Source organism: Undibacterium sp. TJN25 (assembly GCF_049339885.1).
GTDB lineage: Bacteria > Pseudomonadota > Gammaproteobacteria > Burkholderiales > Burkholderiaceae_D > Undibacterium.
The window spans coordinates 114910-129495 of the sequence record NZ_JBMPPM010000003.1; the positions used below are offsets into that span (position 1 = coordinate 114910).

At 59.7% G+C, this 14586-nt stretch carries 12 protein-coding genes; 7 read left to right on the forward strand and 5 right to left on the reverse strand.

The features are described 5' to 3' along the window. The first annotated feature begins 176 nt into the window (after positions 1 to 176). The gene (locus ACO0LO_RS07540; RefSeq protein ID WP_422963598.1) at positions 177 to 1724 is read left to right on the forward strand and encodes a DUF4080 domain-containing protein; all 1548 of its coding nucleotides are present in this window, start codon (positions 177 to 179) and stop codon (positions 1722 to 1724) included. An 18-nt stretch (positions 1725 to 1742) separates the two neighbouring features. On the opposite strand, the gene ACO0LO_RS07545 is transcribed toward ACO0LO_RS07540, so the two are convergent. From ACO0LO_RS07545 to ACO0LO_RS07565, 5 genes are all read right to left on the reverse strand, one after another. Continuing rightward, entirely contained in the window at positions 1743 to 1961 is a 219-nt protein-coding gene (locus ACO0LO_RS07545; RefSeq protein ID WP_422963599.1) for a DUF3717 domain-containing protein, read from the reverse strand. Between the two features lie 75 nt (positions 1962 to 2036). Beyond that, complete coding sequence (locus tag ACO0LO_RS07550; RefSeq protein WP_422963600.1) at positions 2037 to 2384, reverse strand: metal-sensitive transcriptional regulator; 348 nt, start codon at positions 2382 to 2384, stop codon at positions 2037 to 2039. Beyond that, positions 2381 to 3253 (reverse strand): substrate-binding periplasmic protein, encoded by an 873-nt coding sequence (locus ACO0LO_RS07555; RefSeq protein WP_422963601.1) that lies wholly within the window; start codon positions 3251 to 3253, stop codon positions 2381 to 2383. Before ACO0LO_RS07555 ends, ACO0LO_RS07550 begins: the two co-directional genes overlap by 4 nt. A gap of 68 nt (positions 3254 to 3321) precedes the next feature. Beyond that, complete coding sequence (locus tag ACO0LO_RS07560) at positions 3322 to 4755, reverse strand: sensor histidine kinase (RefSeq protein WP_422964106.1); 1434 nt, start codon at positions 4753 to 4755, stop codon at positions 3322 to 3324. 64 nt (positions 4756 to 4819) lie between these two features. Further along, a complete protein-coding gene (locus ACO0LO_RS07565) occupies positions 4820 to 5503 on the reverse strand; it encodes a response regulator (protein WP_422963602.1) in 684 nt (227 codons plus the stop codon). Between the two features lie 241 nt (positions 5504 to 5744). Here ACO0LO_RS07565 and ACO0LO_RS07570 point away from each other — a divergent pair, with 241 nt between their 5' ends. The 6 genes from ACO0LO_RS07570 (at position 5745) to ACO0LO_RS07595 (ending at position 14564) form a co-directional block, all read left to right on the forward strand. Beyond that, positions 5745 to 6764, forward strand: a complete 1020-nt coding sequence (locus tag ACO0LO_RS07570; protein ID WP_422963603.1) for a Bug family tripartite tricarboxylate transporter substrate binding protein — start codon at positions 5745 to 5747, stop codon at positions 6762 to 6764. A 69-nt stretch (positions 6765 to 6833) separates the two neighbouring features. Continuing rightward, positions 6834 to 7946 (forward strand): ABC transporter substrate-binding protein, encoded by a 1113-nt coding sequence (locus ACO0LO_RS07575; RefSeq protein WP_422963604.1) that lies wholly within the window; start codon positions 6834 to 6836, stop codon positions 7944 to 7946. A 123-nt stretch (positions 7947 to 8069) separates the two neighbouring features. Then, positions 8070 to 9848 carry an ABC transporter permease gene (locus ACO0LO_RS07580; RefSeq protein WP_422963605.1) on the forward strand — a complete coding sequence of 593 codons (1779 nt, stop codon included), beginning with the start codon at positions 8070 to 8072 and terminating at the stop codon, positions 9846 to 9848. A 54-nt stretch (positions 9849 to 9902) separates the two neighbouring features. After that, positions 9903 to 10982: an ABC transporter ATP-binding protein gene (locus ACO0LO_RS07585; protein ID WP_422963606.1), complete on the forward strand. Its 1080-nt coding sequence runs from the start codon at positions 9903 to 9905 to the stop codon at positions 10980 to 10982. A gap of 210 nt (positions 10983 to 11192) precedes the next feature. Beyond that, a complete protein-coding gene (locus tag ACO0LO_RS07590) occupies positions 11193 to 11513 on the forward strand; it encodes a hypothetical protein (protein ID WP_422963607.1) in 321 nt (106 codons plus the stop codon). Between the two features lie 63 nt (positions 11514 to 11576). Further along, the gene (locus ACO0LO_RS07595; protein WP_422963608.1) at positions 11577 to 14564 is read left to right on the forward strand and encodes a bifunctional diguanylate cyclase/phosphodiesterase; all 2988 of its coding nucleotides are present in this window, start codon (positions 11577 to 11579) and stop codon (positions 14562 to 14564) included. Positions 14565 to 14586: the final 22 nt, after the last annotated feature.

Genomic DNA, 14586 nt, shown 5'->3' on the forward strand with positions numbered 1-14586 from the left:
CGGGATTAAACGCGCAAAATGGCGATCCGGAACGATATGGAGCAAAGCAGCGCTATTTTCTGTGGGGGCGCCTAATCACCCTGAAAACCGTTTGAAAACCCGTTAACGGCCGGGATTCCGGCCGGCTGGCCTGCCGCAGGGCGTACAATACGGCTTTACCCCGTCTGCCCCGCACCATGACCATCCTGCTGTCCACCCTGAACGCCCGCTATTCCCATGCTTCGCTGGGTTTGCGCTATCTGCTTGCGAACATGGGGAAGCTGCAGGAAGAAACCCGGCTGCAGGAATTCGTCATCGGCGCCAAGACCACCGACATGGTCGAAAAGTTGCTGTCCTACCGGGTTGCCGGCGAGAAGCTGATCGTGGGCTTCGGCGTCTATATCTGGAACGTGGAGGAAACCACCAAGCTGGTCGCGGTGCTGAAGCGGGTTGCACCGGATGTCGTGGTAGTGCTGGGAGGGCCGGAAGTGTCGTACGAGACCGCCGAGCAGCAAATCGTCAAACTGGCCGACTACGTGATCACCGGCTGGGGCGACGTCACATTTCCAGACGTCTGCCGGCAAATCCTGCACGGCCCGCAGCCGCTGATGAAAATCCATGCCGGCGTGCAGCCGCCGATGGCGCAGATCAAGCTGCCCTACGACCTCTACACCGACGACGACATCAAAAACCGTACACTATACGTAGAAGCATCGCGCGGATGCCCGTTCAAATGCGAATTCTGCCTGTCGGCGCTGGACAAGACCGCGTGGCCTTTCGACATCGACCTGTTCCTGGCCGAAATGGAGGGTCTGCATGCGCGCGGCGCGCGGTTGTTCAAATTCGTCGACCGTACCTTTAACCTCAACATCAAGACCAGCCTGAAGATCATGCAGTTCTTCCTGGACAAGCTGGAAGCCGATCCGCAAGACCCGGTATATGCCCACTTTGAAGTGGTGCCGGACCACCTGCCGGATGCGCTGAAGGAGGGCATCATGAAGTTTCCGCCCGGCACGCTGCAGTTTGAGCTAGGCATACAAAGCTTCAACCCCGAAGTGCAGGCAAGGATCAGCCGCAAGCAGAACAACGACAAGGCCGCAGAAAACATACGCTGGCTGTGCGAACACTCTGAGGCGCATCTGCACGTGGACTTGATTGCCGGCCTGCCTGGAGAGACAGTGGAAAGCTTCGCACTAGGCTTCAATCGGCTGTACGCGCTGAAACCGCATGAAATCCAGTTCGGCATCCTGAAGCGCCTGCGCGGCACGCCCATCATCCGCCACACGCAGGAGCACGGTTTGGTGTTCGATCCGCACCCGCCGTACACGATATTGGCCAATAATACGATCGATTTTGCGACGATGCAGCGGCTGGTACGCTTTGCTCGCTACTGGGACCTGGTCGCCAATTCGGGACGTTTCGCACACACGCTGCCGCTGATACTGGCCGATACGCCATTCGAGCACTTCATGGACCTGTCCGACTGGCTGTACGCCAGGACCGATGCCACGCACCGTATTGCACTGGAAAGGCTGGCGGCGCTGGTGGCGGAATGGCTGGCCGATATCAGGAAGATGAACAGGGAAGCAGTAACGGCGCTGATCAAGAGCGACTATGCCGGCCAGTCCATCCACCAGCACGGGCCCGACAAGTCAGCCACGAAAGGCAAGCAGCAAAACTCCTTGCCCCCATCCACACCGGCCACGTCCGCGCCATCGCGCCAGGCGAGGCACATGGCGGCTTGACGCAGTTTCGCCCCGCTATCAGGCTGTTTTTTGCTCCTGCCAGGCGCGCAACAGGCTCTGTGCTCCCGGCTGCAATTGCTGTGCCGGTATCTCTTTCTGGCGGTGGAATATCATCAGCGCATACACGCCCGCGAGAATGTTGACCTCGGGCGACAGCGCGCATTCGTCGCCGGTTGCGGGACGTTGCTGGCGCCAGTAATTGATGGCCGCTTCCAGTTCCGGTAGTGTGATATTCATTGCATCATTCTACATCCATTCTGCAATTACCTTTGTGGCCGGGCGCACGCTGGCCGGGCTTGATCTATTGCAAAATCAGCCGAACTTGTCCAGCAGCGCGGCCAGCCGCTGTATCCGCTCGGCCTGCGCTTCGCCGTTTTCGGCGCCGCCTTCCGTGTGCGTAAGGATAGCGCTGGTCAGCAATGTGATGAAGGAGCGGTCCAGCGCCTTGCGGGCGGCAGCCATCTGCTGGGCGATGGCTTCGCAGTCGGCCGGTTCGGCAGCTTTGGCAATCAACTTCTGCACACCGCGCAACTGGCCTTCCACCCGCGCAAGCCGGTGCAGCAGGTCTTTCTTCTGCTGTTCGCTCAGCGCCGTGCCCTGCACAATATTGAACGCGGCATCTGCCTGAATACTGCTTTTTTTATCCCGCCCAGCCATCATGGCTCCTGGCTCAGGGCTTTCGCCAGTTCGCCGTTTTTTTTGCCCTTGATGATCACTGCGTTGATTTTTTTGATGATGCCATGGTCGTCCTGCGCGCGTATCGCAAAATGGATATTGTCCGTCATCAGCGGCTTGCGCAGCACGATGAAACGGACGCCAGGCGGCAATTTGATCTCCGGCATGCGCTCCGTCACGCGCTGGTTCAGCATGGCTTCCACCTGTTCCGGGTCGGCATTGCGGTTCTGGTAGATGATCGCGTCCATCCTGTGGTTGAGCAGCTTATTGAGCCGGCTTTGCAGGCCGTAGGCGTCTTCCTCCACCGTGAACAACAGATTTTTTTGCCGGTCGAACTCATCGCCGAAGCTGGAGCCGCGGTTCATGCCCAGCGATTTTCCTTTCAGGTCCTGCATGCCGGAAAACGGGAAGCTTGCGTCGCTCCTGGTAATCAGCCAGACGTAATTCGCATACACTGGCTCGGAAAAGTGCAGCGTCTGCATGCGCGAACTGTTCTTGGACAGGCCAAACGCCAGGCCTTCGCCGTTGTTCAGGTTCTGGATCAGGCGGTTCCAAGGATAGCGCCTGACCTCGAAACCAACATCCAGGCCGCGCTCGACAAACTGGATGGTATTGCGGAAGGCCGATTGCGGCGCACCGCTGCCTGCGCTGGCCCTGGCGTCGTTGCCGGACGCCACCAGCAGCACAATGTCGGGTTTTTCTGCATGCGCGTCCCGGGGCAGCACACTGATAGTCGTCAATACGGCACACAGTATCGGCACCCATGCACTGCGCGCCAGCCAATGTTGCCATTGCCGGCTGAAAAAAGCAGGCTTGCCGCCTGCTACAAGGAATTGCGCGTGTCGTTCCTGCATCTGCGTCCGGAACACTAAAACTCATCTCATGCACAGCGGGAGTACGGCAGTGAGATGAGTCCTATGGATTAATCAAGTGGGAAAGAGATTACCACCCTTAAACATTGCTCGGCAACAACATTGCTGAGCTTGATGTGACCATTATGTAACAACACAATATCGCTGACGATGCTCAGGCCAAGGCCTGCCCCTCCGGGGTTGGTTTCCACCGCTGCACCGGCACGGTAAAAAGGCGCAAACACACGCTCCTGCTCCGCCGCCGCAATGCCGGGACCGCTGTCTTCCACTTCCAGCACAGCCTCGCCGACGCCGTTGGCACCGGCTTTCACATACACCCTGACCACGATCTGCCCTTGTTGCGGCGTATAACGAATCGCATTATCCAGCAAATTGCTGAGCATTTCACGCAGCAGCAATTCATGCCCCGTTACCGTCACGTCCTGCTCCGCTTCCAGCGACAGGTCCAGCTGCTTGCGAACGGCGGGCAAGGCCAGCTCGGTGCAGACCTGGCGCGCCATATCGCGCAGCGACAGCGGCGCCATGACGCCTTCCGCCGCGCCGTGGCCGGTGCGGGCCAGCGTCAAAAGGCGGTTCGCCAGATGCACCGCGGAATCGGTGGTAGCGGCGATGCTTTGCACGATCATCCGCATCGCCTCGGTATCGTTCTCCCTCAATGCCAGTTCGGCCTGCGTCTTCAGCACCGTCAGCGGCGTGCGCAGCTGGTGCGACGCATCGGCGATGAAACGCTTCTGGCCGCTGATCAGCGTTTGCAGACGCGCCATATAGCCGTTCATCGCAATGATCAGCGGCCGGATTTCCTTGTGCACCAGCGCCGGGTCGAAATCGGACAAGTCGGTGGGTTCGCGGGTTTCCACATTAGCCTTCAGCTGCATCAGCGGGTGCAGTACGAAACGCACGGCCACCCACACCATCAGCGCCACTGCCAGGATCAGTGCCGCCTGGCGCAGCAGCGTATCCACCAGGATGGTGCGCGACAGGCCGCGCCTGGCATCCATGGTCTCGCCGACCTCAATCAGCGCGATGCCGCGCATCCTGTCATCGTATACCGGCTGGTGCAAGGCGGCGATGCGTACCGCCTGGCCCTGGTACTCGGCATGAAAAAAATGCACCAGCGCCGGATAGATTTCAGAACGCGGCACATCCTTGGGCAGCGTAGGCAAATCTTCGTAGCCGGAAATGAATTCGCCGTTGACGCCGGTGACCTTGTAGTACAGGCGGCCCAGGGTGTCTGTCTCGAAACTGTCCAGCGCGACATAGGGCACATTGGCGACCAGCTTGCCATCGACAATGCTGACTCTTTCCGACAACGCGCGAGCAGACGCCAGCAGCGAGCGGTCATAGGCCAGGTCGGCAGCGTCCAGCGCATTGCGATACACGGAAAAGGCATTCAGCGCGACCAGCAGCAGCAGCGGAATCAGCAGCCAGCGCAGGAATTGGCCGCGCAGGCTACCGACGGTATCGGGAGAGCGCCGTACTTTCATCGACTTGCGGAAGCGGCCTGCGGCTTCACGTTCGGTTCCATACATCGGGCTTCAATATTCGGCCTCATGCAGCACTGCGCGCTTCGAGCAGGTAGCCTATACCGCGCAGCGTCGTGATGGCGACGCTGCCGGCGCTGACGCTGTCCAGCTTCTTGCGCAGCCGGTGGATATAAATCTCTATGGCATCCAGGTTGGCATCGTCATCCAGCGCAAACACTTCGTCGAACAGCTTTTCTTTCGGTACTGCCTGGCCGCGCCGTATGATCAGCGCTTCCAGCACCGCATATTCGCGCGGCGTCAGCGACAGCGGCGCATCGCCGTAAGAAAATAGACGCGATACCGTATCGAAGGACAGCGGGCCGCAGCTCAGCGTCACGGCCTCGTTGCCCTGCGAGCGGCGCAGCAGCGCCTTGACCCGTGCTTCCAGCTCGGCCAGTTCAAACGGTTTGGCCAGGTAGTCGTCCGCGCCCAGGTTCAGCCCCTGTACCCTTTCATTCAGGCCGCCGCGAGCCGTCAGTATCAGTACCGGCGTCTTGGCGCCGCGTGCGCGCATGCGCTTCAACACATCCAGGCCGTCCATTTTCGGCAGGGTGAGGTCCAGGATGACCAGGCCGTATTCCTGCGTATGCAGCAAGGCGTCGGCATCGGCGCCGTTCATCGCACACTCTACGGTCAGGTGGGCATCCAGCAGGGCTTTGGTCAGCCAGCGGGATAGTTCTATATGGTCTTCAACCAGCAATATGCGCATCTTGCACCGTTTTTAAAATTGTCTAAGCACGGTCTCCTCGTGCATTTTTGCTCTATTCTGCTTTTTTTATCATACCCATATTCCTGCCTTTTGCAAAAGCGCTATTCGGCGCGGCTTTGTTGCAAAGCCCCTGTATATTGCGTTGCACAATGAAGTCTTGGGCTAAAGCCCGCCCCTGAAAGCTAACTGAAAGTATGTGAGGACTAGCATGCCTGTCACCTTGAAAAATTCCCTGCATTCCATGTCAACCCGCTCCCAGCCAGCGTCCCATAGCAAGCCAGGCAAGCCCATCGCGGCAGTGGTGCTGGCCTGCGCGGCACTATTTGTGTCTGGCGGCAGCATCCGGGCGGCCGATACACCCGCCACGGCGGCAAAGCCGGCAGGCGCGCTGTGCCTGGCACCAGCCAAGCCCGGCGGCGGCATGGACCAGACCTGCAAGCTGATACAAAAGGCCATGGGCAAGGACATGCGGATCAGCTACCTGCCGGGCGGCATAGGCGCCGTCGCATGGAATTCGGTCATTACGCAACGCAAGGCGGAGCAGGATACGCTGGTCGTCTACTCCGGCGGTTCGCTGCTGAACCTGGCTGAAGGCAAGTTCGGCAAATCCGGCGCCGGCGACGTGCGCTGGGTAGCCGGCATAGGCACCGACTACGGCATGATCGCGGTGCGCAGCGATTCGCCGTACAAGAACCTGCGCGAACTGATGCAGGCCATCAGGGACAAGCCGTCGGATGTCGCCATCGGCGCCGGCGGCACTGTGGGCAGCCAGGATTGGCTGAAGATGTCGCTGATCGCCAGGCGTGCCAGCCTCGACCCCAAGGTGATGCGCATCGTCGCCCTGGAAGGCGGCGGCGAATCCTTTACAGCACTACTGGCGGGCTATGTGCAGGCGATTTCGGGCGATGCGTCCGAAGCCAGCCTGCACATACGCGACGGCAAGATCCGGGTGCTGGCAGTGCTGTCCGACGCGCGCCTGCCGGGCCTGCTGGCTAATGTGCCGACCGCGCGCGAACAAGGCTTCGACGTCACCTGGCCCATCATCCGCGGCGTCTACATGGGACCGCAGGTCAGCGATGCCGATTACCAGAAGTGGGTGGGCAGGTTCGACCAGGCAATGGCAGACCAGCAGTTCGCCCAACTGCGCGCAGCGCACGGCCTGTATCCGTTTGCAATGACGGGCAAGGACCTGACCGCCTATATCAACAAGACGGTCGAGCAGTACAGGGTACAGGCGAAGGAATTTGGCCTGCTGCGCTGATCCGCTCCGCTTAAACGACATACAAAATACAAAATACCAGTCAATCAATACAAAAACAGGAGACTTTACATGTTTAGACGAACTCTCATCACCACCGCAGTGGCCGGCATTGCTCTGGGCGCGGCACTGGCCGCCCCATTGGCGGCCCACGCGCAGGCGCCGGCCGGCTATCCGGCCGACTACGGCAAGATCGTCGACTCGGCGAAAAAAGAGGGTAAGCTCGTCATCTACAGCGCAACCGACACCAAGGCGGTGGAGCCGATGATCAAGGATTTCAAGTCCATGTATCCGGACGTGCAGGTTGAATACAACGACATGAATTCCACGGAAGTGTATAACCGCTACATTTCAGAAACAGCGGCCGGCGGCAACAGCGCCGACCTGATGTGGTCTTCTGCGATGGACTTGCAGACCAAGCTGGTGTCCGACGGCTACGGCCTGCAATACCAGTCTCCCGAGTCCTCCGGCATACCGCAATGGGCCATCTGGAACCACTCAGCCTACGGCACAACCTTCGAACCTGCAGTATTCGTCTACAACAAACGCCTGGTGACCGAGGCTGAAGTACCGAAGACACACGCCGAGTTCGCCAAACTGATCACCACCAAGCTGGACAAGTTCAAGAACAAGGTGACGTCCTACGATATCGAAAAATCCGGCGTCGGCTTCATGTTCATCACGCAGGACAGTCGCGAGAACAAGGAATTCTGGGATCTGGCCAAGGCCTTCGGCGCCGTCAGCCTGCGGGTACAGTCGTCCACCGGCACCATGCTGGAGCGCATCTCCTCCGGTGAAAACCTGCTGGGCTACAACATCCTCGGTTCCTATGCGCTGGTGCGCGCGGCCAAGGACCCTTCGATCGGTGTCGTGCTGCCGAAAGACTACACGCTGGTGCTGTCGCGTGTCATGTTCATCAGCAAAGCGGCCAAGCATCCGAACGCGGCCAAGCTGTGGCTGGACTATACGCTGTCCAAACGCGGCCAGACGATGATCGCCAATGAAGCCAAGCTGTATGCGATCCGCGCTGACGTAAAGGGAGAAACCACGTCGTCCGACTTGGCCAGACAGATAGGCACGGGCCTGAAGCCGCTGCCGGTCAACCCCATGCTGCTGCAATACCTGGACCAGGGAAAACGCCTCGCTTTTCTGAAGCAATGGAAAGAGACCGCAGGCAAGAAATAATTTTCTTCATCTGATTCCTTCCTGTGGACCAGCGATACAGCGGGTCTGCATGAGGGGTCCTGCGCAGCGCTTCCTGCTGCCCTGTTTAGCTGGCAGCCGTCATCGAATTCACAAGGCATCCTCATGCAAACCCTCAGCCTTCCTTCCCGCGGCAAGTGGTCGCGGATCAACTGGCCGCGCGGCATTGTCGTCACGCTGGCCTTGCTGGCGATCTTCACGCCGCTGTCGCTGATCTTTTTCCAGAGTTTCCTGTCCGCGCCCTTTTTTGCGCCGGTCAAGACGCTGGGGCTGGACTCCTACCGCTTCATCTTTGACGATCCGGACTTCCGTGACGCCTTCTGGAACGGCCTGATCCTGGCATCCGGCCTCGCCATCATCGCCGTGCCGCTGGGCGGCCTGCTGGCCTTCCTGATGGTACGTACCGACCTGCCGGGCCGCAGCTGGATAGAACCAATGCTGCTGGTGCCCATCTTCGTATCACCGATGGTGGTCGCCTTCGGCTATGTGGTGTCAATGGGGCCAGTCGGGTTTTATACGCTGTGGGTGAAGCAGCTGCTGGGCGTGGAGCCATGGAATATTTATTCCTTCATCAGCATCGTCGTGATCGCCGGGCTGACGCATGTGCCGCATGTGTACCTGTATTCCTCCGCTGCGCTGAAAAGCCTGGGCTCGGATGTGGAAGAGGCTGCGCGGGTGGCCGGCGCGTCGCCGTTCCAAGTGGCGCTGCACGTATCGCTGCCGATGATCATGCCCGCGCTGGCCTTTTCCGGCGTGCTGGTGTTCTTCCTCGGCTTTGAAGTGTTCGGCCTGGTGCTGGTGCTGGGCGATCCGGAAGGCCATCTGGTACTGGCAACCTATCTGTACAAGCTGACCAACAAGCTGGGCACGCCTTCCTACCACCTGATGGCCGCTGCAGCGGTATGCCTGGTGGCAGTGACGATGCCGCTGGTGATGATACAGCGCTGGCTGCTGAAATCGGCCAACAAATACGTGTCCATCAAAGGCAAGGGTTCGCGCCAGAAACCGCTGCCGCTCGGCAAATGGAAATGGGTGGCGTTTGCGCTGCTGGCGGCCTGGCTGGTCTTCACCATTGTGATTCCGCTGTCCGGCATCGTGCTGCGTGCCTTCGTCTCCTACTGGGGCGAGGGTGTGAAATTGGCCGATGTACTGACGCTGCAGCATTTCCGCGACATCCTGGAACAGCCTTCGCTGATGCGCGGCATCCTGAACACGGTGCTGATCGGCGTCATCGGCGGCGGGCTGGCCGTGATTTGCTACGCTGGCGTGGCGCTGGCGATGCACCGCAAGCCGGATGGCATCACACGGCTGCTGGACTACAGCGTACTGGTGCCGCGTGCGATTCCCGGCCTGCTGGCGGGCTTGTCCTTCCTGTGGGTGTTCCTGTTCGTGCCAAGCTGGCTGGACGGCGCACTGCAGGGCTTTGACAATCCTGTCGCGCTATGGCTGACGGAAAACCTGATCCCGCAACTGCGCGCGCTGCGCTCCACGATTTTTTCAGTATGGATCGCCTATTCAGTCGTATGGATGGCATACGGCCTGCGTCTGATTTCCACCGCATTGCTGCAAGTCGGGCCGGAACTGGAAGAGGCCGCGCGCGCAGTCGGCGCGAGCCGCGGCCAGGTAACGCGCGATGTGACGCTGCCGCTGGTCAAGTTCGGCCTGCTGGGCGCGTGGCTGATGGTGTTCCTGATCTTCGAGCGCGAATATTCCACCGGCGTCTACCTGCTGTCGCCGGGCACCGAGGTCATAGGCGCACTGATCGTATCGCTGTGGGCCGGCGGCTCGGTCGATCTGGTCGCGGCGCTGTCCTTCATCAATATCGCACTGGTCGCCATCGGCCTGGGGCTGGCGCTGCGCTTCGGCGTCAAGCTCAGCCATTAACACCCGCACCTTATCCATGCATTCAACGCATTTAGCAGAATACGAGAGAACACCATGTCTGAATTAAGCGTAAAAGACCTGACCCTGGAATACGGCTCCGGCGCTACCGCCAACCCCATCCTGAAGGGGGTATCGATGGACCTGCAGCGCGGCGAAGTGGTGGCGCTGCTGGGCCCTTCCGGCAGCGGCAAGACCACGCTGCTGCGCGCTGTGGCAGGGCTGGAAAGCCCAAAGACCGGCAGCATCCATATCGGCGACAAGCTGTTCTTTGACGGCGCGAAGAAACTGGAAGTGCCTGCCGGGCAGCGCAACCTGGGCCTGGTGTTCCAGTCCTATGCACTGTGGCCGCACAAAACGGTGGCCGATAACGTCGGCTACGGCCTGAAGCTGCGCAAGATGAATTCCAGCGATATCGCCGACAAGGTCAAGGCTGTACTCGCACAGCTCGGCCTGGGCCATCTGGGCGAACGCTTCCCGCACCAGCTATCGGGCGGCCAGCAGCAGCGCGTGGCGATTGCGCGCGCACTCGTGTATAACCCGCCGGTGATACTGCTGGATGAACCGCTGTCCAACCTGGACGCCAAGTTGCGCGAAGAGGCGCGCGCCTTCCTGCGTGAGCTGATCGTGCGGCTGAACCTGTCGGCGCTGATGGTGACGCACGACCAGGGCGAGGCGATGGCGATTTCCGACCGCATCCTGCTGCTGAACAACGGCGTCATCGAACAGCAGGGTACGCCGCAGAGCATGTATGAAACCCCGAATACGCTGTTCACCGCGGAATTCATGGGCAGCAATAACAAGTTGCGCGGCACCGTGGTGCACTCGGACGGCAGCCGCGTCAAGCTGCAGATAGGCGGCGCCACCCTGGATGCCACCGTGCGCGGTGCTGATGCAGGCAAGACAGGTAGCAGCGTGACAGCCATCATCCGGCTGGAACAGGTGCGCCTGTCCTCCACGGCCGCCGGCAACGCGATCAGGCTGCCGCTGAGCACCTGCATGTATCTGGGCGACCGCTGGGAATGCCTGTTCGGCCTCGCCGGCAGCGACAGCACACTGCGCGCCTATTCGCCGCACAAACTGGAACAGGGTGAATACTGGCTACAGCTGGATGCGGACAAGCTGTGGGCATATTGATCCGCGATGATGACCGGCCGCTGACTCCTATCCTCCGCTCTTAGTTTCCTCACATCAATAGCGACGTCTGTACCGTGTGTGCAGACGTTTGTCTGCACACCCCGCCAAGAAAAGACAGCAAATTCCCTATCCTTGCCGCATAATAAGCTGCGGCTACGCCGCGTTCCAATAAAGCGCGATGGCAGCGCAGGACGAAGACTGGGGGAGAAAATGGGTCGTTTTGTGATCGTGGCTTATACGCCCAAGCCTGGCAAGGACCAGGCTTTGCTAACTGCCGTCGGCAAACACCTCACCATACTTGCCGAAGAAAAATTGATTACCGATAAGCCGGGCTATGTCATGCGCGCCGCAGACGGCAGTATTGTCGAAGTGTTTGAATGGCGTTCTGCCGAGGCCATCCGGCAAGCCCATGAAAATCCTGCGGTACAGGCTTTGTGGGCGGAGTTTGCCGGCGTCTGCGACTACACGCCATTGAGTCGGCTGGCCGAATCTCAGCAGATGTTTGCCGAGTTCGATGCTCTTCCTTCCTGAACTGCATGACGATGATGATTTACCCTGATTCACCTTGAACGCCCCGTGCGGGGTTAGCCTGCCATGTCCAGTTCCATGCAATTGAAAACCGCTACCGGCAGCAAACAGATCCGCCTGCGGATGGAAATGCTGCGTTTCCTCGCCGTTGTATTTGCGTATATCGCCGCCGGCCGCCTGGGTTTGTCCATCCCTTATCTGAGCCCCAATGTCAGCCTGATCTGGCTGCCTACCGGCGTTGCGGTGGCGGCCCTGATGCGCTGGGGCAAGCGCGCGGTGCCGGCCGTCTATATCGCCGCTTTCCTGCTGGAATTTTCTGCCGGCTACAGCCTGGCCGTGGCAGCCTGGCTGGCGATAGGCAATACGCTGGGTCCGAATCTGACGTGCTGGATTTTACGGCGCGAACGCTTTGACCGCTTTTTTTCGCGCCGCAAGGACGTGATCTGGTTCAGCGCGGCGGCTACTGTTGGCATGATGATCTCCGCCAGCGGCGGCGCACTGACCTTGTGGCGCTACGGGCTTACCGACAACATCGTCAAGGTGTGGCTGAGCTGGTGGGCCGGCGACGCGGTAGGCGTGCTGCTGGCAGCGCCGGTACTGCTGTCGCTGTCTTACCGGACTGTTGCGGAATTCACGCAGAGACACAAGGAAGTGCTGATTTTTGCGCTGATCTTCGTCGGCAGCAACTGGTTCATCTTTCTGTCGCCGCATGCGCATATCCGCCTGACCTTTATTGCCGTCACCGTCATGATCTGGCCGGCAATGCGCTTCGGCATCAGCGCTGCATCGCTGGCAGTGCTGGCGTCGTCCGCCATTGCCGCCTGGGCCACCGCCACAGGAAGGGGGCCTTTCAATAGCGACGATGCCCAGGGCAACCTGTTGATCCTGTGGGGCTATATGACGACGCTGGTCATCGTCACGCTGATCATCACCGCGCTGCAGACCGAAAGCAAGAGAGCCGCCGATGAACTGCGCGAGGCTTTTGAGCGGGTCAGCAAGGTCGCTTCGCGGCTGCCGGGGCTGATCATGCAATACCGTGTCAGCCCGGACAACAGCACCGGCGTGCCTTATGCCAGCGACGCCATCCGCCAGATGTTCGAAATTCGTCCGGACGAAGTGCGCCACGATGCATCGGCGCTGTTTGAACGCATAGACCGTGCCGACGTAGAAAAGGCAAAACCGCTGATACGCCATGCGGGCAGGACGCTGACATCGTGGCAGACCGAGTTCCGGCTGCGCAGGCTCAACGGCCAGGTGCGCTGGCTGTATATCGACGCGCTGCCGGAGCCGGAGCCGGACGGCGGCATGCTGTGGCATTGCTTCATCACCGACATTACCGAGCGCAAGCAGGCCGAGCATGACCTGCAGATCGCAGCCTTTACCTTTGAATCGCAGGAAGGTATTTTCGTCACCGACGCCAATTGGACCATCCTGCGGATGAACCAGGCCTTTAACCGCATCACCGGCTATGAAAATGCCGACCTGCTGGGCCGCAAACCGCCTATCTATAAATCCAAGCAGCAGGACCGCGCCTACTTCGACAATATCGCCGAGCTGCTAAAGGAAAACAAGTTCTGGCAGGGAGAAATGTGGAGCAAGCGCAAAAACGGCGACATCTACCCGCAGATGATCACGCTGACGGCCATCACCAATGCCGAAGGCGAGGTCAGCAACTACATCGCTTCTTTTACCGACATCAGCCGGCACAAGAGCTATGAAGAAGAAATCCGCAACCTGGCTTTCTACGATTCGCTGACACAGTTGCCCAACAGGCGCCTGTTGATGGACAGGCTGCAGCACCTCATTTCATTGAGCAAGCGCAGCGATAACCATAGCGCGATCCTGTTCATCGACCTGGATAATTTCAAGACGCTCAACGACACCCGCGGTCATGATGCCGGCGACCTGCTGCTGGTGGAAACCGCAAGCCGGCTGCAGACCTGTGTGCGCGACAGCGACACCGTGGCCCGCCTGGGCGGCGACGAATTCGTCGTCGTGCTGGAAGAGCTGAGCATCGTACGCGACGAGGCGGTGCAGCAGGCCGACAGGATCGCCAACAAGATACGCATGCTGCTGTCGGAGCCTTACCACATCATGGACTTTGAACACCATGGCTCCAGCAGCATAGGGGTGTGCCTGTTCCACGGTGGCGACATTACCGTCAAGGATCTGTTCAAGCGCGCCGACACTGCGATGTACGAGGCCAAGACTTCCGGCCGCGATGCGGTGCGCTTTTTCGATCCGGCGATGCAGGCAGTGCTGGTAGTGCGCATGATGCTGGAATCCAATCTGCGGGTCGCACTGGCGCAAAATCAGTTCAAGCTGTACTACCAGGTGCAGGTCAATGCCGACGGCCAGCTGATCGGCGCGGAAGCGCTGCTGCGCTGGATACATCCGGACCGCGGCTTTATCTCACCGGCGGAATTCATCCCGCTGGCCGAAGAAACCGGGCTGATCGTGCCGATCGGCAACTGGGTGCTGGAAACCGCCTGTGCGCAACTGAAAAAATGGGAAGCGAAGGAAGACACGCGACACCTGACGCTGGCCGTCAACGTCAGCGCCAAGCAGTTCCAGCAGGTCGATTTTGTGGAAAAGCTGCGCAGCATGCTGTTGCGCACCGCGATTAATCCAACCCGGCTGAAAATAGAGCTGACCGAAAGCACGATCCTGGATAACGTGGACAGTACCACGGCCAAGATGCATGAACTGCGCGAACTGGGCATCGCTTTTTCGATGGACGATTTCGGCACCGGTTATTCGTCGCTGGCCTACCTGCAGCGCCTGCCGCTGAACCAGCTGAAAATAGACCGCTCTTTCGTGCGCGACATCAGCGATGATGAAAACGATGCCACCATCGTGCGCGCGATCATTTCGCTGGGCGTCAACCTGGGCCTGAACGTGATTGCGGAAGGGGTGGAAACCCTGGCGCAGCGCAGCTTCCTAATCGAGCATGATTGCCACGCCTTCCAGGGCTACCTGTTCAGCAAACCGCTACCGCTGGAAGGTTTCCAGGAGTTGCTGAAGCAGTCCAGGCAGGCGCAAAGCGCCGCCTGATTATTCTGACTATTTGACTATT